The organism is Hydrogenophaga sp. (assembly GCF_014773545.1).
In the GTDB taxonomy this organism is placed as follows: domain Bacteria; phylum Pseudomonadota; class Gammaproteobacteria; order Burkholderiales; family Burkholderiaceae_C; genus Hydrogenophaga.
In genome coordinates this window covers 12,833-36,903 of record NZ_SDDV01000003.1, presented here as the reverse complement: position 1 = coordinate 36,903, position 24,071 = coordinate 12,833, and the positions used below count along the sequence as shown (strand labels likewise).

The following is a 24,071-nucleotide window of genomic DNA, read 5'->3' as shown; positions in this document are numbered from 1 at the left end:
CAGGTGCAGCGCCAGCGCAACCCGGCGCGGCCCACCACCCCACTCAAGCCCTGTCATGCCGCCCTTGCTGCTCCCGGCTACCGACCCCGCCGCCATCGAACAGGCGGCGCAGCGGCTGGCGGCGGGCGCGCTGCTGGGCCTGCCGACCGAAACCGTTTATGGCCTGGCGGCCGATGCCGACAACGCCAGCGCGGTGCAGCGCATCTTTGCCGCCAAGGGCCGCCCGAGCGAACACCCGCTGATCGTGCACCTGGCCAGCGGTGCCGGCACGCAGGGCTGGCGCGCCGGGGTCGAGCACTACGCGCGCGAGCTGCCGCCGTTTGCGCTGGCGCTGATGCAAGCTTTCTGGCCTGGCCCGCTGACCCTGATTCTGCCGCGTCGCCCCTTTGTGGCGACCAGCGCTGCGGGCGGCCAGGACTCCATTGGCCTGCGCTGCCCGGCGCATCCGCTGGCGCAGGCGCTGCTGGCTGCTGCCCAGGCGCACGGCGTGCGCGGCGTGGCCGCGCCCAGCGCGAATCGCTTTGGCCGTGTCAGCCCCACTACCGCGCAGCACGTGGCGCAAGAGTTTGCTGACCTGAGCGACGACGAGCTGCTGATTCTGGACGGCGGTGCTTGCCCGGTGGGCATCGAATCGACCATCGTGGATTGCACGCGCAGCCAGCCGGTGCTGCTGCGCCCCGGCGTGCTGACTCCGGCGCAGTTGCAGGCCGCCTGCGGATTGGCCTTGCAGGTGCGAGACGCCGGCGCGCCGCGCGCTTCGGGCACGCTCGAATCGCACTATGCGCCGCGCGCGCGCGTGCGCCTGATGTCGGCGCCGCAGTTGCAGGCCGCGCTCGACCTGCTCGGACCGGCGGCAGACCAGGTCGCGGTGTACGCGCGCGCGCCGCTCAGGCCGGCGCCGGGTCTGCGGCTGCGCCGCATGCCCGACGACGCCGCTGCTGCCGCGCAGGCGCTGTTTGCCACCTTGCGCGAGCTCGACGCGACCGGCGTGCGCCTGATCTGGGTCGAGACGCCACCGGCTGGCCCGGCCTGGGACGGCGTGCGCGACCGGTTGCAACGCGCGGCGGCTTGAAGGCTGCCCTTACTGTGAAAGAACGCCACTCGAAGCAAAAAAGCCCCTACCCCATGGCAATGCTGGGGAAAAAACTCTGCGTTAAAAGCCGTTGGGCTGAGAGGCTCAGACGCCAGCCACGCGGAAAAAACGCCTTCCTGTGCGGGGTTTCACTTCGCCTGCAGGAGGGCGCCCACCTCCAGCAGGATCAGCTCGTTGTCGTCGGCTTTGTTCGGATCGCGGCTGCTGGAAAACGGCAGGTTGTTGTCGTTGCCGACCACGATGTGTGTGGCGTCCACCACATCCACGTTTTCAATCGTGAAGAACGGAAAGCTGAACACGCCGTTCACCAGCGGCTTGCGTGCCAGTCGGTCCGGGTCGGCGATGTTGAGCAGGTCGATGTGGCCGATCTTGCGCAGCGGGCCATTGACGTTGGCTTCGTTCAGCTCCACCTTGACGACTCGCTTGAACTGGGGCAAGTTGTGAAAGCAGTCGCTGCGCCTTTGTCCCTCGGGGCAGGCCCTGTCCGGCGTACCTTCGCCGCTGTCACGTTCGATGATCAGGCCTGTCGTGGCGTCGATCATGTTGAAGTCGCCGATGGCGTGGTGGTTGGCCTCGAGCACGTACTTCCAATGCCGGCCGGTCCACTGCTCGGTCTTCACGTCGAACTCCAGCACGCGCAGGAACTGCTTGCCGTCCAGCGATTCGGGCGCCTTGGCCGCCTCGTCCCACAGCGGGCCTTCGAGCAAGGCGTAGAGCTTGCTGCCGTCGGGCGACGCGGCCAGGCCTTCGAAGCCCCTGGAGCGGCGCACCTGGAATTTCACCTCGCCATCCGGCGTGCTCGGCGTGATGACCGACGGATGGTCGGGCGAGACGATGGTCTTGCCATCGACCTTGGTTTCGTGGACGGCCCGGACCCGGCCCCGCATGTCGGTCTTGATGAGGTAGGGACCAAACTCGTCGCCGATCCAGAAGTGCCCGTCCACGATCTGCAAGCCTTCGGGGTCAAAGTCGGAACCGGTGAGGTAGCGCATCTTCGTGCCCTCGTGGACGATGCGAAACGGTACCTTCTTGTCCGGGTCGTGCAGGAAGACCGTTTGCAGGCGCTTGAACTGGCCGCTCCTGAAGTCCACCGTGTGTCGGCTGAGAAACAGCATGAAGTCGGGTGAATTGGCCTTGGAGCCGGCGCCGTTGTCGGTCAGCAGCCAGAAGCTGCCGTCGGCCATGCGCTTGATGCCCGAGTGCCCCTGCACGGGCTGGCCCTTGAAGGGCAGGAATACCCCGGTGGGGCGACCGGCAGACCGGCCCTCGACGCTGCCGACGGTTTCGACTCGCTGACCGGTGGTGAACTTGCCGCTGAGCCGCAGGTCGGCCGGAGCGTCTCGGGGCGTGGCGATGAAGGTCTGCGCAGGCAAAATGGCGTGGCCCCTCAAGGTGGCGGGGAATTCGGTCTGGGCCTGGGCCGAGTGGGCGCCGAGCGCCAGGGCGGCAGCGAGTAAGAGGTGCAAAGGATGGAGTGGCATGTGCAGACGGCGTGAGTTGAGGTCGCGCCAGCTTGCCTGCGACCGGTGACGGTTTTGTGAACGGGTATTCAAAGCACCGTGACGCCACGCATGAAACATGCCGAAAAAAACCAGGCGGCAAGGCCGGGTGTCTCAAGCAGCGGCATGGAACCGCTTATTTGGGTGAGAGCCTCTAAAACTGCTGCAGTGCAGCATAAACGCTTGCCATCTGCGGGATTTCCCGTAGAATCGCGATCATGCTGCACTGCAACATAACTCGGCGAGCCGGGACATGTTCGAGCGCGGCTCCTTTGTCTCAACTCTCTTCAAGGAACCCGAAATGAACAACCCCGCCGAACAAATCATCGCCGCCAGCCAAACCCATCTGCAAGCATTCGAAGGCGCCGCCATGAAGGCTTTTGCCGCAGCAGAAAAGCTGGTTGAGCTCAATATGGCTGCCTCCAAGGCCGTCCTGGGCGAGAGCTTGGGCCACGCCAAGGCCGTGCTGTGCGTGAAGTCCCCGCAGGAATTCATGAGCCTGCAGACAGCCTTCTTCCAGCCCGTGGCTGAAAAATCGGCTGCCTATTTCCAGCACGTGCAAAGCATTGCCACCGAAGGCGGCACGGACTTCTCCAAGCAGATCGAGACCAGCTTGGCCGAAGCCAAGAAGGCCTTTGCCGCATCGGTGGATCAGTTGGTCAAGAATGCACCCGCTGGTTCCGAGGCCGCCGTGGCCGCGCTCCAGAACGCCATGAGCCAGGGTCAGAAGGCAGTGGAAACCGCCCAGGCCAACTTCGCCGTCGTGACCAAGCAGACCAGCGACATGGTCAAGAAGACTACCCAGGCTGTCTGATCCCGGTCTGAGGTAAGCGGCTTGCGGGCCGTGACCTCTCACCCCGCGACAAAGGCACCTTCGGGTGCCTTTGTCGTCTTATGGCTGAACGGGGCACAAGCCATGCGCGCCCCGTTCAGCCTTTGGCCGACTCGCGTATGCCCGGCATGGAGATAGTAGTCGGTGTTTTCTGCCGCGAGCGCCCGTTTGGGATGGGAATCACATGCTGCGCCGGTACTGACCGCCCACTTCGAACAGCGCGCGCGTGATCTGGCCCAGCGAGCAGCAGCGCACCGCGTCCATCAGCACCTCGAACACGTTGCGGTTCTCGATCACGGCTTGCTGCAGGCACGCCAGCATCTGCGCGGCTTGCGCCTGATGGCGGCAGTGAAAGTCAGCCAGACGTTGCAACTGCGATTGTTTTTCTTCCTCGGTCGAGCGCGCCAGCTCGAGCTGGTCCGGCACCGCTTGAGCGTGCGGGTTGCGAAAGGTGTTGACGCCGATGATGGGGTATTCGCCGGTGTGTTTGAGCATTTCGTAGTGCATGCTCTCGTCTTGGATTTTGCTGCGCTGGTAGCCGGTTTCCATCGCTCCGAGAACGCCGCCACGGTCGGCTATTTTCTCGAATTCGACCAGTACCGCTTCTTCCACCAGCTCGGTCAGTTCGTCGATGATGAAAGCGCCCTGGTTCGGATTTTCGTTCTTGGCCAGACCCCATTCGCGGTTGATGATGAGCTGGATCGCCATCGCGCGGCGTACCGAATCTTCGGTCGGCGTGGTGATGGCTTCGTCAAATGCGTTGGTGTGCAGGCTGTTGCAGTTGTCATAAATGGCAATCAGCGCTTGCAAGGTGGTGCGGATGTCGTTGAACTGAATTTCCTGCGCGTGCAGGCTGCGCCCGGATGTCTGGATGTGATACTTCAGTTTCTGGCTGCGTTCGTTGGCGCCGTAGCGGTCGCGCAGGGCCACGGCCCAGATGCGCCGTGCCACGCGCCCGAGCACGGTGTACTCCGGCTCCATGCCGTTGCTGAAGAAGAAGCTCAGATTGGGCGCAAAGTCGTCGATGTGCATGCCGCGCGCCAAATAGGCTTCGACCAGCGTGAAGCCGTTGCTGAGCGTGAAGGCCAGTTGCGAGATCGGGTTGGCTCCGGCTTCGGCGATGTGGTAGCCCGAGATGCTGACCGAGTAGAAGTTGCGCACGCCATGGTGCACGAAGTACTCGGCGATGTCGCCCATCACCTTGAGGCTGAATTCGGTCGAGAAGATGCAGGTGTTTTGGCCCTGGTCTTCTTTCAGGATGTCGGCCTGCACCGTGCCGCGCACGTTGGCCAGCACCCATGCGCGGATTTTCTGTGTTTCGGTGTCGCTGGCCTCGCGGCCGTTGTCGGTCTTGAATTTATTCAGATTCTGGTCGATGGCGGCGTTCATGAACATCGCCAGAATGGTCGGCGCGGGGCCGTTGATCGTCATGCTGACCGAGGTGTATGGATCGCACAGATCAAAGCCGTCGTAGAGCACCTTCAAGTCGTCCAGCGTGGCGATGGAGACGCCCGCGTTGCCGACTTTGCCGTAAATGTCGGGCCGCAGGTCGGGGTTGTTGCCGTACAGCGTGACCGAGTCGAACGCGGTGGACAGGCGTTTGGCCGCCATGCCTTCAGACAGCAGTTTGAAGCGGCGGTTGGTGCGAAAGGCGTCACCCTCGCCAGCGAACATGCGCGTCGGGTCTTCGTTTTCGCGCTTGAAGGCAAAGGTGCCTGCGGTGTACGGAAAGCTGCCCGGTACGTTGTCGAGCATCAGCCACTGCAAAATTTCGCCGTGGTCCTCGTATTTTGGCAGTGCCACCTTGCGGATTAGGGTGCCGCTGAGCGACTGGGTGGTGAGCGCGGTGCGGATTTCTCGGTCGCGAATTTTCACCACATATTCGTCGCCAGCGTAGGCTTTTTGCAGGTCGGGCCACTGCGCCAGCAATTTGCGTGCGGCCGGTTCTTGTGCCTGTTCGCGCTGCTGCGCCAGGTCGATGGCGGCTTCGGCAGCCTTTGGGCGGGCTGGTTTGTCCAGCGTCAACAGGCGTGCGGCGGCGCGCAGTTGCTGAATCTCACGCGCCAGCCTGGCTTGCGCGTGTGCACGCTGCTTGTAGCCGCGCACGCTGGCGCTGATCTCGGCCAGGTAGCGCGTGCGCGTGGTCGGCAGCACCGGCGCTTGCTTGCTGCTGTGGCGCACAGACGCCGGCGGCAGGCGGCCGTCGCGCAGTGGCAGGCCGAGTTCGCGCAGGCGCGGCTTCAGAGCCTGGTAGAGCGCGGTCACGCCGTCGTCGTTGAAGCGCGCCGCCATGGTGCCAAACACCGGCATCTGCTCGGGGTGCAGGGTGAATGCCTGCCGGTTGCGCTGCACCTGCTTGGCAACGTCGCGCAGCGCGTCGAGCGCGCCTTTGCGGTCGAACTTGTTGATGGCGACGAAGGCGGCGAAGTCGAGCATGTCGATCTTCTCCAACTGGCTGGCGGCACCGTATTCGGGCGTCATGACGTACAGCGGCAGATCGACCAGCGGCACGATGGCGGCGCTGCCCTGCCCGATGCCCGAGGTCTCGACCACGATCAGGTCAAAGCCCGCCACTTTGCAGGCCGCGATCACCTCGGGCAGCGCGGCGCTGACTTCGCTGTTGGAGTCGCGCGTGGCCAGGCTGCGCATGAAGACGCGCTGCGGCGCTGCGGCATCGGCGTCTTGCTGCGCCGCACCCAGCCAGGGCCCAATGGCGTTCATGCGGATGCGGTCACCCAGCAGTGCGCCGCCACTCTTGCGGCGCGACGGATCGATCGAAATCACCGCCACCCGCAGCGCGTCGTCCTGATCCAGCCGCAGACGGCGGATCAGCTCGTCGGTCAGGCTGGACTTGCCCGCGCCACCGGTGCCGGTAATGCCCAGCACCGGGGTGCTGCGTGTGGCGGCTTGCTGGTGCAGGTGCTTGCACAGCGCGGCGTCGGCGCGGCCGTTCTCCAGCGCGGTGATGAGCTGCGCCAGGGCGCGCCAGTGGGTCTGGCCGTGGCCTTGAATGGCGGTCAGTTGGGTGGGTGCCAGGGCGCACAAGTCTTGGTCGCAGCGCATCAGCATCTCGCCTATCATGCCCGCCAGTCCCATGCGCTGGCCGTCTTGCGGGCTGTAGATGCGGGCCACGCCGTAATCTTGCAGGGCGCGGATTTCGCTCGGCACGATGACGCCGCCGCCGCCGCCGAACACCTGAATGTGCGCGCCGCCGCGCTGGCGCAGCAAGTCGACCATGTATTGAAAATACTCGACGTGGCCGCCCTGGTAAGAGCTGATGGCAATGCCTTGCACGTCTTCTTGCAAGGCGGCCGTCACCACCTCGTCGACGCTGCGGTTGTGACCCAGATGAATCACCTCGGCGCCCATGTCTTGCAAGATGCGGCGCATGATGTTGATGGCGGCGTCGTGACCGTCGAACAAACTGGTGGCGGTGACGAAGCGAACCTTGTGGCTGGGGCGGTAAGCGGCCAGGGCCTGATAGTCGGCGTTGAGTTGGGTCATGGTGGGTCTCGAGGTGGACGATGGGCTCACTCGACGCGCAGCCCGCTCAGCGCCGGGTCTTCGGGCGGGTACCGCAGCTCCAGCGCCTTGAGGGTGTCTCGAATCAGGGTGGCGACCATCAGGTTGCGCTGGGTTTTCGAGTCGGCCGGCACCACCGTCCAGGGCGCCCAGGCGGTGCTGGTCGCGTTCAGCAGGGCTTCGTAGGCGCGCTGGTACTCGCTCCACTGCTGACGCACCTGCAGGTCGCTCAGGCTGAATTTCCAGTGCTTTTCCGGGTCGTCCACACGTTCTTGCAGCCGCCGCCCCTGTTCCTCGAAGCTGAGGTGCAGCATGAATTTGAGGATCACTGTGCCGGTCTGTGTCAGCAGGCGTTCAAAGTCGTTGATGTGTTCATAGCGCTGGCGCGTTTGCTCGGGCGTGATCGAACCGTTGACCACCGGCACCAGCACGTCTTCGTAGTGACTGCGGTTAAACACCATGATCTCGCCCGCACGGGGCACTTTTCGATGGATGCGCCAGAGAAAGTCGTGCGCGCGTTCGATCTCGTTGGGGGCTGTCCAGCCGACGGTGTGCACGCCCAGCGGGCTGGTGCGCGAGAACACGCTGCGCACCGTGCCGTCCTTGCCCGAAGTGTCCATGCCCTGCAGCAGCACCAGCAGCTTGTAGCGTCCATCGGCGTAGAACAGGTTTTGCAGCTGATCGATTTGTTCCGCCAGCGCCTGCACGATGGCCAGATCGACGGCCTTGTCGCCGCTGGCGTAGGGCTTGGCCTGGGGGTCGAACGACTTGAGCGTCACGCTCAGGGATTTTTTGCCGTTCTTGCCGCTCCTGCTATTGCCCTCGCTCGCGTCTGCCACCTGCCAGTTTTCCCATGGGCTGTCTTTGTCGGCCCAGATGGCGTTGATCGGGAACGGCAAGGAGCTAGCACTCGGGCCGGGCATGGGGGTCTCCAGATGGCTTTTGTTTTTTGTTGACGTTTACGTAAACGTAAGGTTTTGATCTTACCGCAAGCACTGTCGCAGCACCAGAGTCTTCCCTGGTGCTGCCGGATAATCGAGCGCTGCCCACCATCGGTGTTTTCTTTTCTCGCCTCTGCGCGCCATTCGCATGTCAACTTCTTCGCCTGGGGCGCTCATCTGGTTCGACCTGCAAGACCTGCAATCCGTGCTCGACCCGCAGAACTGGTCGCGCGGACAAAGTCTGTTTCTGCACAACCGGGTGCTGAGCATCGACATCGCCCCCGATGGCGCGCACTGGCGGGTCACGGGCATGGTGCAGGGCGAGCAGCGTCTGCCTTACCAGACTTCGGCGGCGATCACGCTGGACAGCGCGTCCCGGCTGCAGAACTGGTCCGGCGCGTGTTCCTGTCCGGTGGGACAGAATTGCAAGCACGCCGTCGCCCTGAGCATCAAGGCCGCTTATCAGGGGCGGCGGTTGTTGCAGCAACAGCCGCACGCAAGGCCGCCGGCGGCGCAACTGGAGCAGGCCCGCCTGGCCGAGCAGGCACAACTGGCGCAAAAAGCGTTGCAGGCTGCCGACCGCCAGTGGCAGGACTGGCTGGAGAAAATTGCGGTCTCCCGCGGCCCGGCCACAGCCGCGGGCCCGTCATCGGCGCACGAGCGGGCCGAACAGTACCTGTATGTGCTCACCAGCGCAACGCACGAAGGCGTGACGCAGTTGCAGCTTACGCTGGTCAGCTCGTATCTGAAAGTCAACGGCGGCTGGGCCAAACCGCGCAGCGTGGGCTACGAACCCTATCCCGGCCAACGGCTTTATGACTGCGCCACGCCGGCCGATCACCAGGTGCTGCGCCTGATGCGAGCCTGCAAACCGCTGCAGGGCCGCTACGGTTATTCGTTTCCCGACGCGGTGCTGCCCAGCGGCGAGGCCGGCACCTTGTTGTTGCGCAAGGCCGCCAGCACCGGGCGCTTGATGACGCGCGCGAGCAACGGCTACCCGCAAGACCCGATCGAATGGGGAGAGCCCCAGGCGCTGGCCTGGCGCTGGCAAGACAGCCCGCCCGGCGACGCCGGCGAACCGGTCTGGCGCTTGCTGGCCGAGCTGGACAGTCCAGGTGCGCTGCTGTGCAAAAACGACCCACCGCTGTATCTGGACGCAGAGCGTGGCCGCTGCGGTCTGGTCGACGTGCAGGGTTTGAGCATGACGCTGGTTCAAGCCCTGTTCAAAGCGCCGGCGGTGCGCGAATCGGTGTTGCGCAAACACCAGGATCGGTTGAGCGAACAATTGGGCATGCTGGCCTTACCCGCCGTGCTCGAGCCGGTCGAAGTCATCAGCGGCTTGCTGCCGCAAGCCTGCTTGCATCTGAGCAGCACAACGGCGCCGGCGGCCAACCCGGCCGGCCTGATCTGCGCCCGGATCAGCTTTGATTACGCTGGCCAGCGCGGCTGGTGGACCACGGCGCAGGCCAACGTGCCCTTGCCTGCGGTCGAGCCCGATGGCCCGCGCCGCTTGCTCCAGCGCGACATGGCGGCTGAGCAGCGCGCGCTGAACGCGCTGGCGGCGCTGGGCTTGCAGGTCACGCCCGCAGGAGAGCTGAGATTGAGCAGCGAGGCCGACCCGCTGAGCTGGCTGCACTGGGCCGACAGCGACTACGCCGCGCTGCGCCAGGCCGGTTTTGCCCTCACCCTGGAGCCGAGCTTGCACGACTGGGTGCAGCGCGCCGACGGGCTGCAACTGCAGATGCAGGCCGAGGGGGACGACGAGCAGACCTCGCCCTGGTTCGACCTGTCGCTTGGCATAGAGATCAACGGCCAGCGCCGCAACGTGCTGCCCTGGCTGCCTGAACTGATTGCGCTGGCCGCCCGCGCCGCGCCCGCTGCTGCCGACACGGCAGCGGCGCTGCCAGAGCATGTGTACCTGCGCGACCCGGCCGGCCCGGGCTTTGTGCGCCTGCCCGGCGCCGCCTTGCAACCCTGGCTGAGCGCACTGCTGGAGCTGGTGGGCGAGCGCGGCCTGGACTTGAGCGGCGAACAAATCAAACTCTCGCGCCTGCAGGCCTTGCGCACCGGCGCCGCGCTGGGCGAAGGGGTTTCCTGGGCCGGCGCGCCCAGCCTGCAGCGCTTGTTGCAGCACATGCGTGGCCCCTTGAGCCTGCCTGATGTGGCGCTGCCGCCGACCGTGCAGGCCAAGCTGCGACCCTACCAGCAGCAGGGGCTGAACTGGTTGCAGTTTCTGCGTCAAAACGCGCTGGCAGGCATCTTGGCCGACGACATGGGGCTGGGCAAAACCCTGCAAACGCTGGCCCATATTCAGGTCGAGAAAGACGCCGGACGCCTGGACCGGCCCGCGCTCATCATCGCGCCGGTCAGTTTGCTGGGCAACTGGCAGCGCGAAGCGCAGCGCTTTTGTCCGACGCTGCGCTGCTTGTTGTTGCACGGACTGCAGCGGCACGAAAAGGCCGAACAAATCATCGACCACGATGTCGTGATTGCGCCTTATTCGCTGTTGCAGCGCGACCGCGACCGTTGGCTGCAGTTGCAGTGGCATGTGGTGGTGCTGGATGAGGCGCAAAACATCAAAAACGCCAGCACCCAGGCCGCGCAGGTGGCGTGCGAGCTGCACACCCGGCACCGGCTGTGCCTGTCGGGCACGCCGATGGAAAACCACCTGGGCGAAGTCTGGAGCCTGTTTCACTTTCTGATGCCGGGCTTTCTGGGCAGCCAGGCGCGCTTCAAAGAGTTGTTTCGCAACCCGATCGAGCGCTCGGGCAGCCCCGAGCGCATGGCGCAGTTGCGCGCGCGCATCACGCCCTTCATGCTGCGCCGCACCAAGGCGCTGGTGGCCAAAGAGCTACCGCCCAAGGTGGAAACCATCGCGCGCGTCGAACTCGCCGGCAAGCAGGCCGACTTGTACGAAACGATTCGGCTGAGCATGGAAAAGACCGTGCGCGAAGCGCTCGAAACCAAGGGGCTGGCCAAGTCGCAGATCGCCATTTTGGATGCCTTGCTCAAGCTGCGCCAGGTCTGCTGCGACCCGCGTCTGCTGGCGCTCGATGCGGCGCAAAAAATCAAGCGCTCGGCCAAGCTGGACCATTTGATGGAGCTGCTGCCCGAAATGCTCGAAGAAGGTCGGCGCGTGCTGTTGTTCTCGCAGTTCACCAGCATGCTCACACTGATCGAGGTCGAGCTGAAAAAGCGCGGTCTGAACTGGGTCAAGCTGACCGGCCAGAGTCAAAAGCGCGACCAGCTCATCGAGCGCTTTACCAGCGGCGCGGTGCCGCTGTTTCTCATCAGCCTCAAGGCCGGCGGCGTCGGACTGAATTTGCCGCAAGCCGACACCGTGATCCATTACGACCCGTGGTGGAACCCCGCGGTGGAGAATCAGGCCACCGACCGCGCGCACCGCATCGGGCAGCAGCACAGCGTGTGGGTGCTCAAGCTGGTGGCTCAGGGCACCATTGAAGAACGCATACTGGCGCTGCAAGAACGCAAAGCCGCGCTGGCCAACGAGGTCTACAGCGGATCGGCGGCCCGGCGTGAGCCGCTTTTTGCTGAAAGCGATCTGGCCGAGCTGCTCAAGCCCTTGGGCCAGTCCTGAGCTGATAAACCGTTCGCCCTGAGCTGATAAACCGTTCGCCCTGAGCTGATAAACCGTTCGCCCTGAGCTTGTCGAAGGGCTCAATCCAAAACCAAGCGCATCACAGGCGCTGAGCCGGGCCGCCATCTGGACGGCGCGGCTGGAGCAACCAAGCCCGATGCAACGGCCATCGGGGCCGTCCGCACGGATTGCGCTGCAACAGATGTTGCATAATCGTCAAAAAGTCTTTAACCGTTCTGACATATGAAGTACAGCTCTGCGCACCAATTTTTGAGCCACGTGGCTCAAGCCAACCCCGGTCAGCCCGAATTTCTGCAGGCCGTCACGGAAGTGATGGACAGCCTGTGGCCTTTCATTCTGACGCACCCGAGGTATGCGGAGCAAGGCCTGCTGGATCGTCTGATCGAACCCGAGCGCGTGCTGATATTTCGTATCTCCTGGGTCAACGACCACGGCGACGTGCAGGTCAACCGCGGCTACCGCATCCAGCACAGCTCAGCCATTGGCCCCTACAAGGGCGGCATGCGTTTTCACCCTTCTGTCAACTTGTCGATCTTGAAGTTTTTGGCCTTCGAACAAACCCTCAAGAATGCCCTCACCACCTTGCCCATGGGCGGCGGCAAGGGGGGCTCAGACTTCGATCCCAAAGGCAAAAGCCCAGGCGAAGTGATGCGTTTTTGCCAGGCGCTGATGGGTGAGTTGTTCCGCCATATCGGCTCCGACACCGATGTGCCTGCGGGTGACATTGGCGTGGGCGGGCGCGAGGTGGGTTACATGGTCGGCATGATGAAAAAGCTCAGCAACCGCGCCGATTGCGTCTTTACCGGCAAAGGCTTGAGCTTTGGCGGTTCGCTCGTGCGCCCTGAGGCCACTGGCTACGGCACGGTGTACTTTGCGCAGGAAATGCTCAAGCAAAAGGGGCGCAGCTTTGACGGCTTGCGCGTGAGCGTCTCGGGTTCGGGCAATGTGGCGCAGTACGCGGTGCAAAAAGCCATGGCACTGGGCGCCAAAGTGGTGACGGTGTCCGACTCCGGCGGTAGCGTGATCGACGAAGACGGCTTTACCGACGCCAAGTTGGCCGAGTTGATGGAGGTCAAGAATCACTTGTACGGCCGCGTGAGTGACTACGCCAAGCGCACCCACACCCGTTTCGAGGCCGGCATCAAACCCTGGTCGGTTCCGGTCGATGTGGCACTGCCCTGTGCGACACAAAACGAACTGGACGCCAGCGACGCAGCCACGCTGATCAAGAACGGTGTGCTGTGCGTGGCCGAAGGCGCCAACATGCCAACCACCATCGAGGCGGTCAAACTGCTCGAAGCCCAGGGCGTTTTGTACGCACCCGGCAAAGCCAGCAACGCCGGCGGCGTGGCCACCTCGGGTTTGGAGATGAGTCAAAACGCCATGCGCCTGAATTGGCCGAGTGACGAAGTGGATCGTCGCCTGCACGACATCATGGTGGGCATTCACGAGGCCTGCTTGAATCACGGTCGCCGTGCCGACGGCTCCATCAGCTACGTCGATGGCGCCAACATTGCCGGTTTTGTGAAAGTGGCTGACGCCATGCGCGCGCAAGGCGTGATCTGATTTTTGCGTGGCCAGACGCAAGCGGATCGAGTCGCAGGGGGGTGAGCAATGATTGCCGGCGGCGCTTGTGGCCGCTGATTCCGGTGCGCGGGCACAGGCTGCAGACCGATGCCGTTGCCTGCGACCTCACGAAGAAGGCGTGCCCCCAGGTGGTCCAGGTCTGCCGCAGCGGGTGCCGACCCCGCCAAATGTGCACCTGCACCTCACCACTGCCCGCTTTCCATGCGGATGGCGACTTCGCAGTCGTCAAATATTTCGAGCTTGGCGATCCTCACCCGCACGCCGATGACGCCGGGCAGTTGCAGCAGGCGGCGGGTGAGCTTGCCGATCAGGCTTTCCAGCAGGTTGACATGCTCGGCGCTGCATTCGTCGATGATGATCTGACGCACCTTGCGGTAGTCCAGCACATGGCTGATGTCGTCGTCGTGCGGCATCAGCGGCTGGCTGCCCTGGTTGAGTTCGGCGTCGACCAAGATCGGCTGTGGCGCCGACCGCTCGTGGTCGAGGATGCCCAGGTTGGCGTCGAAGCGCAGGCCGGTGAGCGCGAGGATCTGGGTGCCGGTAGAGGTGGATGGGTTCATGCTGATCGCTCGCGCAGCGCTCACATCAGAGAGAAGTCGCGCTCGAAGCGCATCAGGTGCTGGCCACCGTCGACCAGCACCGTGGTGCCGGTCAGTGAGCGGTTTTGCAGCGCGAACAGCACGGTGGCCGCCACGTCCTCGGGCGCCGACGAGCGGCCCAGCGGCGACTGGCGGTGCAGATCGCGAAAGCGTTCGTCGCTGAGCAGGTGGCTGCCCAGCGTCAGGCCGGGTGCCACGCCGACAACCCGCACCCGGGGCGCCAGCGCCAGCGCCAGCATGCCGGTGGCCGCTTCCAGCGCCGCCTTCGACAGGGTGTAGCTGAAGAAATCGGGGTTGAGGTTCCAGAGCTTTTGGTCCAGCAGGTTGACGACCGCGCCCTCGCGCTCCTTGCCGCCGGCGCCGAGGTGCTCGGCCAGCGCCTGGGCCAGCAGCACCGGTGCGCCGGTGTTGCTGCGCAGGTGTTTCTCCAGGGCTTGGAAACCGAAGCTGGCCGCTTCGTCGTGCTCGAACAGCGAAGCGCTGTTGACCACCGCGTCGACCGCGCCGAAGCGCGCGGCCACGGCGGGCAGCAGCGCGCGCACTTCGTCCTCGACCGACAGATCGGCGTAGAAGGTGGCGGCGCTGCCGGGGCGCCCGGTCAGCGTTTGGCAGTCGGCGGCGGTGCGCTGCGCGCCCTCGGCCGACTGCCGGTAGTGCACCGCGACGTTCCAATGGGCGCGGGCCAGCGCCAGCGCGATTTCGCGGCCCAGGCGCCGCCCGGCGCCCGTGACCAGGGCGGTGCGGGGAATGTCAGGTGCCGTGCGATCGGTCATGAAGGACAATCAGATGATGAATCAAGCAGCCGGGGGGCGCAGCGCCCCCGTCGCCTCAGGCGAACATCCGAGTGTACCGAGTGCCCTGCGGGAACGGGTTGCCGAGGCCGTTCGCGCCTCGGGCGGCTGGTTGCCCTTTGACCGCTTCATGGCCCAAGCGCTGTACGAGCCGGGCCTGGGTTACTACGCTGGCGCAGTGCCTAAGTTCGGGCACATGCCCGCCGGCCCAGCCGGCCCGGGCAGCAGCGACTTCGTGACCGCGCCCGAACTGACGCCGCTGTTTGGCCAGACGCTGGCGACTCAGGTGGCGCAAGCCCTGCAGCAGACCGGTGTCGACGAGATGTGGGAGTTCGGCGCTGGCAGCGGTTGCCTTGCGCAGCAGGTGATAGAGGCGTTGGATGCGTCGGGCGTGGCTTGGCGGCGCTACACCATCGTCGACTTGTCGGGCAGCCTGCGCGAGCGTCAGCAGGCCAGGCTGGCAGCCCATGCGGACCGCGTGGCCTGGGTTGATCGCCTGCCCAAGCGCCTGTCGGGCGTGCTGCTGGGCAACGAGGTGCTCGACGCCATGCCGGTTCAACTGCTGGCGCGACGGGCGGGCCAATGGCACGAGCGCGGCGTGGCGCTGGCGGCCGATGGATGCCTGGCCTGGGCCGATCGCCGCACCGAGCTGCGTCCGCCGCTGGAGATCGACGGCACACACGACTACATCACCGAGATCCACCCTCAGGCTGAAGCCTTCGTGCGCACGCTGGCCGATCGCTGGGAGCGCGGTGCCGCTTTCTTCATCGACTACGGATTTCCCGCGGCCGAGTACTACCACCCGCAGCGCCACATGGGCACGCTGACCTGCCACCGGGCGCACCGGCGCGACGACGATCCGCTGTCTGACCTCGGGCTCAAGGACATCACGGCGCATGTGAATTTCACCGGCATTGCGCTGGCGGCGCAAAACGCGGGTCTGCAGGTGCTGGGCTACACCAGTCAGGGCCGTTTTTTGCTTAACTGCGGTTTGCTGCAGCAGGCCGCGCGCGCAGGCATACGCGAGAACGCGCTGATGCAAAAGCTGGTCAACGAGCACGAAATGGGCGAGCTGTTCAAGGTGTTGGCACTGGCGCCGCCCGCCAGTGCGCACGGCTGGGAGCCACTGGGTTTTGGTGTGGGCGACCGCTGCCACCGGCTTTAGGGCACTTCTATAAATACCCGTTCGCCCTGAGCTTGGCCTGTCCTGAGCTGGTCGAAGGGTCGAAGGGTTTGCGCCATCAGGGGTTGCTGCATATCGCAAGCAGGCTTCGACAGGCTCAGCCCGAACGGAGGTTTCTTGGATTTATAAAAGTGCCCTGTGGTGTGCAAGGCTGCGTTGCGCTTGGACTTCAGGCGGCCACGCCGACTTCAGGCCAAACCCGAGACAGCGCCTGGCAGCGTGCCGCGTGAACCGCCTCGGCAATGCGCGCACCCAGTGCAGGCGTGGCAGCGGGGGTTGGCGCGCGTGCGGCGGCGCGCGCAATTGCAGCGGCAATCGCGCCGCCATCGACCGCCTCGATGGCGGCCAGCGCGCGCAACAGGCGCGCGCGCGGCGGGTAGGGCTTATCTGCCTGGCCGGGTGGCGCGCGCGCGTCGCACTCGCAGGCCAGCAGCACCTGTTCAAAACGCTGCGGCCGGCGCAGCGCGTCACAGCGTTCGAGCAGCCGCACCAGTGCGGCAGCGTTGAAGCCGCCGCTGTGGTGGATGTGGCCACGCTCGCGCGCCACCACCTCGGCCAGCTCGCGGCTCTCGCGCGGCACGCGCCAGCGCAGGCACACGCCACGCAGCAGCTCAGCCAGCGCCGGTCCCCGGGCCAGGCCATGACAAAAACAAGCAAAACGCACCGGCAGCGGCGCCTGCAGCGCAGCGCTCAGGTCAAGCACGCGCAGCAGATGAGAAAAATCGGGGTCAGATTCCGATTTTTCTCGTTTTGAATCTCGATCTGAATAATTGGAATCTGACCCCGATTTCACCGATTTCAACTCGGGCAGCAGATGTTCCAGGGCACCGCAGGCGTGCAGCACTTCGAGCAGGCGGCTGGGGCGGTGCTCCATCAGGCCGCGCGCGATTTCTTGCCAGACGCGCTCGGGCACCAGGTGATCGACTTCGCCGCGCTCGACCATTTGGCGCATCAGGGCCAGTGTTTCGGGTGCGACGCTGAAGTCGGGCAGGCGCGCGGCGAAACGCGCCAGCCGCAGGATGCGCACCGGGTCTTCCGCGAACGAGGCGGTGACGTGGCGCAGCACGCGCGCTTGCAAGTCGCGCTGGCCGCCGTAGGGGTCTATCAGTTGCGCTGTGCTCGGGTCTTTGGCTTGGGCTTGCGATACCGCCATGGCGTTGATGGTCAGGTCGCGCCGGGCCAGGTCGTCTTCCAGCGTGACGCTGGGGTCGGCCTGAAAGGCAAAGCCGTGGTAGCCCGGCGCGGTGCTGCGTTCGGTGCGGGCCAGCGCGTATTCCTCGCGCGTGCTGGGGTGCAGAAAAACCGGAAATTCGCGCCCGACCGGCAAAAACCCTTGTGCCTGCATGGCCTGCGGCGTGGCCCCGACCACCACCCAGTCGCGGTCGAAGTGGCTGGCCTGCGTGGGCGTGGCCGCCGCCGACAGCAGAGCGTCGCGCACCGCGCCGCCGACCAGATAAACCTTCATCGTCTGGTGTGGGATCGGTCTTGTGCGCCGCTGCGCAGCGCCAGCAGTGGGCTGCGTGCGCCGCGCCGGCCCAGGTAGCTGGGCGCGATGGCGTACACGCTGGCCGGGGCGATGCCGAGCGCACCCAGGCCGGGCCATTGGCTGCTGGCGACGTTGTCGACCGCCATCGAGTCCAGGTTGTCGCGGCTGATCAGGGGTGGACCGGGCAGCAGTTCCATCAGCAGCGCTTGCAGCTGGCCCAGGGCGCGCGGCAGCGGCAGCAGCGCGCGCTGCCGGCTGCCCAAGCGACCGGCCAGACGCACCAGTTCGGCCAGCGTGAGCACATCCGGTCCGCAGCACTCGTAGGTCTGGCCTATGCTGCTTTGCGGCAGCTCGCTGTCGCGCAGACAGGCCAGCACGGCGTTGGCTACGTCTTCCACCCAGACCGGCTGGAAACGCGCGTGCGCGCAGGCCAGTGGCAGCAGCGGAAAGACCGCTTGCAGATCGGCAAACAGGTTGAGGAAGCGGTCGCCGGCGCCAAAGATCACGCTCGGGCGCAGTACGGTCAGATCGAGCCCGGCCTGGCGCAGCCGTTCTTCGCCGCGCGCCTTGCTGCGCTGGTAGCGCGATGGGCCGTCCAGGTTGGCGCCGAGTGCGCTCAGGTGCAGCACGCGGCGCACACCGGTGGCGGCACAAGCCTGCGCCAGTTGGGTCGGGAGTTCGACGTGGACGCGCTCAAAAGCGGCCTGATTGCCGTGCAGTATCGCCACCAGGTTGACCACCGCGTCGTGGCCACTGAGCAGCCGCTGCAGTTGCGCTGGGTCGTGCACGTCGGCGGGCAGCACGGTGACCAGCGGCAAATGCTGCAAGGCACGGGCACGGCTTGGTTGGCGCGTCGGTACGCTGCTGCGCCAGCCCTGGCGCTGCAGCTTTTCGCACAGGTGTCGGCCGACAAAACCGCTGCCGCCCAGAACGAGGATGTTTTTCACACAGGTGTTCCTTTGCTTGTTGCGCACGCGTTCAGGGCCGGGTGCGCTGCGTTGCCGCCGCCGTCTCGGTGCGCGGCCCCACCACGCCCAGGCGCTCGCGCAGCGACTGCGGCTGGCCACTCAGAATGGCGGCGTAGATGGTGGTGTTGGCCAGCACTTTCTGCACGTAGTCGCGTGTTTCCTCGAATGGAATGTTCTCGATCCAGATTTCCGCCGGCAGCGTCGGGCCGTTGCGCCAGGCGCGCGGGCGGCTGGCGCCGGCGTTGTAGGCCGCAGCGGCCAGCGGCATCGAGCCGTCGAAGTTGTCCAGCGCAAACTGCAGGTAGGCGGTGCCGATCAGGATGTTGGTGTCGCGCTCGGTGATGTGATGCGGCTCGAAATGGTTCAAGCCGATCTTGCGCGCCGTCCAGCGCGCCGTCGCCGGCATCACCTGCATCAGGCCAGCGGCACCCACATGCGAGCGCGCGTCCATGACGAAACGGCTTTCCTGCCGGATCAGGCCGTACACATAAGCCGGGTCGAGGCCTATTTCATTGCTGCGCTGCACCACTTCGCGCCGGTGCGGCATGGGAAAACGCTGCGCAAAGTCTTGCTCCAGCACGGTGCGTTCGCTGGTGTTGATGCAGCGGTCCCACAACTCGTGCTGGCAGGCCAGTTGTGCTGCCGCCAGCAGCTCGCGCTCGCTCATCACGCCGATCGGGCGGTTCAGGCCTATGCTGTGGTTCCACTCGCGCACGCCGTCGCTGCGCAGACCGAGCCGAAACGCCGCCAGCGCGCGTTGCAGGCCGGGATGCTGCTGCGCGGTTTGCCGTTCCTGCGCGCTCAGCGGCGCGGGGGCGGGCGGCAGCTCTATCCGGCGGCCCAATTCTTCCAGTGCCAGTTGCGGGTAAAAGCCATTTGGCGCGGCGATGGAGGCGAACAAGCCGCGCGCTTGCAACTTGGCTGCCAGTGCATCGGTTGCGGGCAACTCCTCGATGGCGCGGGCGCGCCAGAAGACCCAGACGGGCTCTTGCTGCTGCGCCGGGCTCATGGCGGCAATCGCATCGCGCACCCGGTCCCAGGCGCCGGCGCGCAGACCGGCGCGTGCCTTCCAGGCCAGGTGGTCGTCGTGCATGAAGCGCAACTGCCCCTGCGCGAAGTGCGTCAGCGCATCGTCTTGCAGCCGCTGTGCCGCGCGCTTGCCAACCACGCCCCAGGCCCAACTGCGCTCCTCTTGGCTGAGCTGGGCTTGCCAGCGCGTGCGGTTGAGCTCGCGCGCGGCGGCAGCCGGGTCGTCGTTGGCCAGCCCGATGAGGGCCAGCGTGACCAACTCTTTGGTGCGTGGGCGAATGGCGGTGATTTTTTCGTTTAGGTACGCCGCCGGATCAGCGGCGATGGCGCTGACGATGGTGGCCCATTCCGGGTTGAGCAAGGCCACTGCCTGCGTGGCCACGCGCGGGCGGCGCGTCTCGATAGCCAGGCGCGCGCGCTGCCAGGCCACGCTGGGCGGCAGATGACCGCTGGCCAGCAGCGTCTGGGCCGCGCTGGAGCAGCCCGCGTCGGCGGCGCTTTGGCCCAGCCAGCGCTCTCGCACCCGCTCGGCCAGCTCAGACAGAGGCGCGCGCCGCTGCAGCGCGTCTCGCAGCAGCGCAAAACACTGCAGCTGTCGGTCGCCGTTGCTGCGCAGCAGCGGGAACTCGGCATCAAAGTCGTGCCAGTCGCGCTGGCGGCCCAGTTGCAGCAGCCAGTCGCTGCGCAGCCGGTCTTCCCAGAAGCTGCCTGCCAGGCGTGCCAGTGCGGCGCGAATCTCGGTCGCGCTGGCGCGGTCGAGCCGCTCGCTGATTTCCCAGTACACCGCCATCGGTTCGAGCACATGGCCTTGCACGCGCGGCAGCAAGGCCGTCAGTTGTGCGCTGTTGTTGCGCTGCTGCGCCTGAGCCATTTGCAGCAGCGCCGCGTCGCCCGTGCCTTGCGCCCACACCGCTGCCGGCAGCGCCAGCGCAGCCATAATGACGGTGAGCATGCGCCAGCACCATCCCTCTGTCGGTTGAACCCATTTCATGCGCCTATTATGGACAACAAAGACAACAAAGACGGCTCTAGTTCCCATCCGGCCCCGCAGGCGGCGCTAGAAGATGCCGCGCTGGCGGGCCAAAAAACCATCTGGCGGCTAGCGCTGGTGAAAAAACGCCAGTTGCTGGCAGACCGCGCCTGGCGAAACGATTTGTTGCAGCGCGTCATGCGGGTCTGGTTGATCGGGCGGCCCGACACCACCATCGGCGCTTACTGGCCGATCAAGGCCGAATTCGACCCCTTGCCGGCGCTGTTTCGCTGGCAGGAGGCCGGCCAGGAAGAAGACGCCCAAAGCGCCCAGCGCTTGCGCCGCATTGGCCTGCCGGTGGTCAACAAGGTGCACAAGACCTTGAGTTTTCACACCTGGTACCCCGGCTGTCCGATGGACGAAGACGCCTACGGCATTCCCAAGCCCAAGGACACCGAGGCCGTGGTGCCGACGCTGATTTTCGTGCCCTGCGTCGGTTTTGGGCCGGGCGGCTATCGGCTGGGCTACGGTGGCGGTTTTTATGACCGCACCCTGGCCAGCCTGAACCCCAGGCCGTTCACGGTCGGCCTGGGCTACGACTTTGGCTACCTGCCGCAGTTGCGAGCGCAGGCGCATGACGTGCCGCTGGATGCCATCTTGACCGACGCCGGGGTGATCTGGCCGCCGCCTCGGGGCGTTTGAAGACGCAGGCGTTCAAGGTGCAGCGTGGGCAGCAGGGTAGGGCAGCAGGCGGCTGGAGCGGGTGAAGGGAATCGAACCCTCGTATGAAGCTTGGGAAGCTGCCGTTCTGCCATTGAACTACACCCGCAGCAGGGCTGACATTCTACGTGATCGGGGCCGCTCGCTGGCTCAGCGGCCCAGCAAAAACACCGCGGGTGCTTGCAGCGGCAGCTCGCCCTGCCAGTGCGGGTTCTTTTTCCAATCGCTCAGCAGCGCACTGCGGCAGCTTTGCTCGGGCAGCGTCAGCGCGCAACACACCGCCAGTCGGGTGTGCGCTTGCAGGGTGTGCAGCAGGCTTTGCAGCATGGCACTGTTGCGATAAGGCGTTTCAATGAAGAGCTGGGTCTGCCCGGTTTGCAGCGCCAGCGCTTGCAGCTCGCGCAGCCGTTGCGCGCGTGCGGGCGCAGCCTGCGGCAGGTAGCCGACGAAAGCAAAGTTTTGCCCGTTCAGGCCGCTGGCGGCCAGTGCCAGCAGCAGCGCGCTCGGGCCGACCAGCGGCAGCACGCGCAGCCCGAGCGCATGTGCGGCGCGCACCACCGAGCTGCCCGGGTCGGCAATGGCGGGCAGGCCGGCTTCGCTGACCAAGCCGATGTCGTTCCCGAGCAGGGCGGGTGCCAGCAGTAGGCGCGCTTGCGCCTCGCTGGCGGCGTCGATGACGTGGTCGCCCGCTTTGTGCGCGGCGCGCGCCAATTCCACCATGTGCTGCGATTGCAGTGGCGCTGCGAGCCCAGTCTCTGCCTGCACGCGCTTCAAAAAAGCGCGTGTGCTTTTGGCGTTTTCCGTGATCCAGTGCGTCAGACGGCTGGCGCAGGCCAGGGTTTCGCTCGGCAGCCACTGGCCGAGCGGGGCCGGATGTGGCGTCGGGCAGCCAAAGTCCAGCGGCGTCGGCACCAGGTAGAGCGCGCCGTGTTGCGGCGGCGGGTTCATGGAATTTGCAGCCCGGCCGCACGAAGCAGACGGCAGACGCGGATCAGCGGCAGGCCGATCAGCGCGGTCGGGTCGTCGCTGTCGATGCGCTCGAGCAGGGCAATGCCCAGCCCTTCGCTTTTGGCGCTGCCGGCGCAGTCGTAGGGTTGTTCGGCGCGCAGGTAGCGCTCAATTTCGGCCTCGCCCAGCGTTCGCACCTGCACGCGCACGGTGGCCAGTTCGCTTTGTTCGAACCCGGACTCCAGGCAGACCAGCGCCAGCGCGGTCTGAAAGACCACGGTTTGCCCGCTCATGCGCCGCAACTGGGCTGCGGCGCGCTCGTGGCTGCCGGGTTTGCCCAGCGGCTCGCCGTTCAGGTCGGCCACTTGGTCGCTGCCTATCACCAGCGCGCGCGGTTGGCGCTGCGCCACGTCGCGCGCCTTGGCCAGGGCCAGTCGAAGGGCCAGGTCGGCCGCAGCTTCGCCGGGCCGGGGCGTTTCGTCGACCTGGGGCGCGATGACGTCAAACGGCAGCCGCAGCCGCTCCAGCAGCTCGCGCCGGTAGCGCGACGTGGAGCCCAGCACCAGGGTGCGCGCAGGGTGTTCGGGGCAGGACGTAAGGGGTTTTGACATGCCGCTATTCTCGGTGCTTTCATCGGGTGCGCCGAAAATGGCGCGCCTTCTTCTTGCGCCATGAAACCCATCCGAATCCATTGGCTGCCCGGCCTGCTGCTGCTTTGTTGCTGGTGCGCAGCCAGTGCCGCCGTGCCGGCATCGGAGCTGCGCTGGCTGGACCATGGCCGCCCGACGGCACACGCCTGGCAGGCGCTGGCCCTGCTCAGCGATGCCGCCAGTCATGGGCTCGATCCGCAGGACTACCACAGCGCCGCCCTGATGCTGGCCGCACAGGCTGCCACGCCAGCGCGGCCAGCGCGGCCCGACCTGGAGCAGGCGCTGACCCGCTCCATGCAGCTTTATCTGCGCGATCTGCACCAGGGCCGGGTTGATCCGCGCCTGTTGGGCGTGCACTTTCGTCCGTTGCAGCGCCCTGACTTCGACCCGATGCCGCTGCTGCGCAAGGCGCTTGCCGCTGGCGACCTGGAGCAGGCGGTGCGCCTGGCGCAGCCCCGCCTGCCGCAGTACCAGGAGCTGCGCGCCGTGCTGGCGCAGTACCGCGCGCTCGGCCAGCACCCGGCTTGGCAGCAGGCTTTGCCCGCCTTGCCGCCCAAGCCCGGGCGACGCCTCGGGTTGCTCAAGCCCGGACAAAGCTACGCCGGGCTGGCGCTGCTGGCCGAGCGCTTGCGCGTGCTGGGCGATTTGCCGCCTTCGCCAGACCCGGTGCCGCAGGCCGAACACGCGCAGACGCTGCTCTACCAGGGGGCGCTGGTGCAGGCGGTGCGCGCGTTTCAGGCGCGGCATGGCCTGCTGGTTGACGGCGTGCTGGGCCCGAACACGCTGGCGCAGATCGAGCTGAGCCCGGCCGCGCGCGTGCGCCAGATCGAGCTGGCGCTGGAGCGGCTGCGCTGGATGCCGCTGCAATGGGGCCCGCGCATGGTGGTGGTGAATGTGCCGGAATTCGTATTGCGCGGCTACTTGGTGATTGATGGCCGCAGCGTGGTGCAGACGCAGATGAACGTGATCGTCGGACGCGCGCGCGACGCCCGCACACCGTTGTTCGATGCCGACATCCAAGTGGTCGAATTCAGCCCGTACTGGCATGTGCCGGTCTCGATTGCGCGGCGCGACATTGTGCCGCGCATGCGCCGCGACCCGACCTATTTCAGCCGCATGGGTTTTGACTTCGTGTGGCCCGATGGCCGGGTTGATGCGGCCAAGACAGCGGCCCGGCTCGACGCCGTGGCCGAAGGTTCACTGCGTTTGCGCCAGCGACCGGGGCCGCACAATGCCATGGGGGACGTCAAGCTCGTCTTGCCCAACCCCCACACCGTCTTGTTGCACCACACGCCGGCGGTCGATTTGTTTGCGCGCGACCGACGCGATTTCAGCAGCGGTTGCATTCGGGTCGAAAAACCGCTGGAGCTGGTGCAGTTCGTGCTGGGTGATCAGCCCGGCTGGACGCGCCAGCGCATCGCGGCCGCCCTGGCCGCAGAGCAAATGAGAAAAGTGCGCCTGAACCAGCCGGTGCCGGTGCTGATCGTTTACCTGACGGCACGGGTCGAGCAAGGGCGAATTTACTTTTTCCGCGACATCTATGGCCATGACCGTCGGCTGCAGCAGGCGCTGCAGCAGCGAAGCCAGTTGCTGCAAAGGCAGCGCCAGCGCCTGCCGCTCGCGGCCGATTGAGC

The 24,071-nt window shown here is 65.9% G+C and carries 17 protein-coding genes and 1 tRNA gene; 7 read left to right on the top strand and 11 right to left on the bottom strand.

Features of this window, described 5'->3' with window-relative positions; genetic code table 11:
• Positions 1–64 precede the first annotated feature (64 nt).
• Positions 65–1,072, top strand: a complete 1,008-nt coding sequence (locus tag EST26_RS03015; RefSeq protein WP_291065574.1) for an L-threonylcarbamoyladenylate synthase — start codon at positions 65–67, stop codon at positions 1,070–1,072.
• A 149-nt stretch (positions 1,073–1,221) separates the two neighbouring features.
• Here EST26_RS03015 and EST26_RS03010 read toward each other — a convergent pair whose 3' ends face one another.
• Complete coding sequence (locus EST26_RS03010) at positions 1,222–2,574, bottom strand: esterase-like activity of phytase family protein (RefSeq protein ID WP_291065336.1); 1,353 nt, start codon at positions 2,572–2,574, stop codon at positions 1,222–1,224.
• A 319-nt stretch (positions 2,575–2,893) separates the two neighbouring features.
• Between EST26_RS03010 and EST26_RS03005 the strand changes: the two genes are divergently transcribed.
• Complete coding sequence (locus EST26_RS03005; RefSeq protein WP_291065335.1) at positions 2,894–3,406, top strand: phasin family protein; 513 nt, start codon at positions 2,894–2,896, stop codon at positions 3,404–3,406.
• A gap of 198 nt (positions 3,407–3,604) precedes the next feature.
• Here EST26_RS03005 and icmF read toward each other — a convergent pair whose 3' ends face one another.
• Together icmF and EST26_RS02995 are read right to left on the bottom strand one after the other, a co-directional pair.
• The gene (gene icmF, locus EST26_RS03000; RefSeq protein ID WP_291065333.1) at positions 3,605–6,928 is read right to left on the bottom strand and encodes a fused isobutyryl-CoA mutase/GTPase IcmF; all 3,324 of its coding nucleotides are present in this window, start codon (positions 6,926–6,928) and stop codon (positions 3,605–3,607) included.
• Positions 6,929–6,954: 26 nt separating this feature from the next.
• Complete coding sequence (locus EST26_RS02995; protein WP_291065332.1) at positions 6,955–7,869, bottom strand: PPK2 family polyphosphate kinase; 915 nt, start codon at positions 7,867–7,869, stop codon at positions 6,955–6,957.
• 166 nt (positions 7,870–8,035) lie between these two features.
• Here EST26_RS02995 and EST26_RS02990 point away from each other — a divergent pair, with 166 nt between their 5' ends.
• On the top strand, positions 8,036–11,485 hold the full coding sequence (locus EST26_RS02990; RefSeq protein WP_291065330.1) for a DEAD/DEAH box helicase: 3,450 nt from the start codon (positions 8,036–8,038) through the stop codon (positions 11,483–11,485).
• Positions 11,486–11,728: 243 nt separating this feature from the next.
• A complete protein-coding gene (gene gdhA, locus EST26_RS02985) occupies positions 11,729–13,072 on the top strand; it encodes an NADP-specific glutamate dehydrogenase (RefSeq protein WP_291065328.1) in 1,344 nt (447 codons plus the stop codon).
• Positions 13,073–13,275: 203 nt separating this feature from the next.
• Here gdhA and EST26_RS02980 read toward each other — a convergent pair whose 3' ends face one another.
• Together EST26_RS02980 and EST26_RS02975 are read right to left on the bottom strand one after the other, a co-directional pair.
• Entirely contained in the window at positions 13,276–13,653 is a 378-nt protein-coding gene (locus tag EST26_RS02980; protein WP_291065326.1) for a dihydroneopterin aldolase, read from the bottom strand.
• A 20-nt stretch (positions 13,654–13,673) separates the two neighbouring features.
• Entirely contained in the window at positions 13,674–14,465 is a 792-nt protein-coding gene (locus EST26_RS02975) for an SDR family oxidoreductase (RefSeq protein WP_291065324.1), read from the bottom strand.
• Positions 14,466–14,481: 16 nt separating this feature from the next.
• On the opposite strand from EST26_RS02975, the gene EST26_RS02970 reads away from it, so the two are divergent.
• Complete coding sequence (locus tag EST26_RS02970) at positions 14,482–15,648, top strand: SAM-dependent methyltransferase (RefSeq protein ID WP_291065322.1); 1,167 nt, start codon at positions 14,482–14,484, stop codon at positions 15,646–15,648.
• Between the two features lie 187 nt (positions 15,649–15,835).
• Here the strand turns inward: EST26_RS02970 and EST26_RS02965 are convergent, their stop codons facing one another.
• Genes EST26_RS02965 through EST26_RS02955 form a run of 3 tightly spaced genes read right to left on the bottom strand, consistent with a single transcriptional unit; the run spans position 15,836 to position 20,101 of the window.
• Complete coding sequence (locus EST26_RS02965) at positions 15,836–17,131, bottom strand: multifunctional CCA tRNA nucleotidyl transferase/2'3'-cyclic phosphodiesterase/2'nucleotidase/phosphatase (protein ID WP_291065320.1); 1,296 nt, start codon at positions 17,129–17,131, stop codon at positions 15,836–15,838.
• A complete protein-coding gene (locus EST26_RS02960) occupies positions 17,128–18,099 on the bottom strand; it encodes a complex I NDUFA9 subunit family protein (protein WP_291065319.1) in 972 nt (323 codons plus the stop codon). The genes EST26_RS02965 and EST26_RS02960 overlap by 4 nt, the downstream gene beginning before the upstream one ends.
• 31 nt (positions 18,100–18,130) lie before the next feature.
• Positions 18,131–20,101 (bottom strand): lytic transglycosylase domain-containing protein, encoded by a 1,971-nt coding sequence (locus EST26_RS02955; protein WP_291065317.1) that lies wholly within the window; start codon positions 20,099–20,101, stop codon positions 18,131–18,133.
• Positions 20,102–20,149: 48 nt separating this feature from the next.
• Between EST26_RS02955 and EST26_RS02950 the strand changes: the two genes are divergently transcribed.
• Positions 20,150–20,821, top strand: coding sequence for a 5-formyltetrahydrofolate cyclo-ligase (locus EST26_RS02950; protein WP_291065315.1), 672 nt, complete (start codon positions 20,150–20,152; stop codon positions 20,819–20,821).
• Positions 20,822–20,874: 53 nt separating this feature from the next.
• Here the strand turns inward: EST26_RS02950 and EST26_RS02945 are convergent.
• The 3 genes from EST26_RS02945 to EST26_RS02935 form a co-directional block, all read right to left on the bottom strand.
• Positions 20,875–20,948, bottom strand: a tRNA-Gly gene (locus EST26_RS02945).
• Between the two features lie 41 nt (positions 20,949–20,989).
• A complete protein-coding gene (locus EST26_RS02940; RefSeq protein ID WP_291065313.1) occupies positions 20,990–21,787 on the bottom strand; it encodes an SAM-dependent methyltransferase in 798 nt (265 codons plus the stop codon).
• Complete coding sequence (locus tag EST26_RS02935; RefSeq protein ID WP_291065311.1) at positions 21,784–22,398, bottom strand: Maf family nucleotide pyrophosphatase; 615 nt, start codon at positions 22,396–22,398, stop codon at positions 21,784–21,786. Before EST26_RS02935 ends, EST26_RS02940 begins: the two co-directional genes overlap by 4 nt.
• A 60-nt stretch (positions 22,399–22,458) precedes the next feature.
• On the opposite strand from EST26_RS02935, the gene EST26_RS02930 reads away from it, so the two are divergent.
• Complete coding sequence (locus tag EST26_RS02930) at positions 22,459–24,069, top strand: L,D-transpeptidase family protein (protein ID WP_291065309.1); 1,611 nt, start codon at positions 22,459–22,461, stop codon at positions 24,067–24,069.
• Positions 24,070–24,071 lie beyond the last annotated feature (2 nt).

Bases quoted from the DNA above. Each gene is read 5' to 3' on its own strand.
- EST26_RS02935 (WP_291065311.1), bottom strand. From the start codon at position 22,398: ATGTCAAAACCCCTTACGTCCTGCCCCGAACACCCTGCGCGCACCCTG.
- icmF (WP_291065333.1), bottom strand. From the start codon at position 6,928: ATGACCCAACTCAACGCCGACTATCAGGCCCTGGCCGCTTACCGCCCC.
- EST26_RS02990 (WP_291065330.1), top strand. From the start codon at position 8,036: ATGTCAACTTCTTCGCCTGGGGCGCTCATCTGGTTCGACCTGCAAGAC.
- gdhA (WP_291065328.1), top strand. From the start codon at position 11,729: ATGAAGTACAGCTCTGCGCACCAATTTTTGAGCCACGTGGCTCAAGCC.
- EST26_RS02940 (WP_291065313.1), bottom strand. From the start codon at position 21,787: ATGAACCCGCCGCCGCAACACGGCGCGCTCTACCTGGTGCCGACGCCG.
- EST26_RS02970 (WP_291065322.1), top strand. From the start codon at position 14,482: ATGAATCAAGCAGCCGGGGGGCGCAGCGCCCCCGTCGCCTCAGGCGAA.
- EST26_RS03010 (WP_291065336.1), bottom strand. From the start codon at position 2,574: ATGCCACTCCATCCTTTGCACCTCTTACTCGCTGCCGCCCTGGCGCTC.
- EST26_RS02975 (WP_291065324.1), bottom strand. From the start codon at position 14,465: ATGACCGATCGCACGGCACCTGACATTCCCCGCACCGCCCTGGTCACG.
- EST26_RS02980 (WP_291065326.1), bottom strand. From the start codon at position 13,653: ATGAACCCATCCACCTCTACCGGCACCCAGATCCTCGCGCTCACCGGC.
- EST26_RS03005 (WP_291065335.1), top strand. From the start codon at position 2,894: ATGAACAACCCCGCCGAACAAATCATCGCCGCCAGCCAAACCCATCTG.
- EST26_RS02950 (WP_291065315.1), top strand. From the start codon at position 20,150: ATGGACAACAAAGACAACAAAGACGGCTCTAGTTCCCATCCGGCCCCG.
- EST26_RS02955 (WP_291065317.1), bottom strand. From the start codon at position 20,101: ATGCTCACCGTCATTATGGCTGCGCTGGCGCTGCCGGCAGCGGTGTGG.
- EST26_RS02930 (WP_291065309.1), top strand. From the start codon at position 22,459: ATGAAACCCATCCGAATCCATTGGCTGCCCGGCCTGCTGCTGCTTTGT.
- EST26_RS02995 (WP_291065332.1), bottom strand. From the start codon at position 7,869: ATGCCCGGCCCGAGTGCTAGCTCCTTGCCGTTCCCGATCAACGCCATC.
- EST26_RS02965 (WP_291065320.1), bottom strand. From the start codon at position 17,131: ATGAAGGTTTATCTGGTCGGCGGCGCGGTGCGCGACGCTCTGCTGTCG.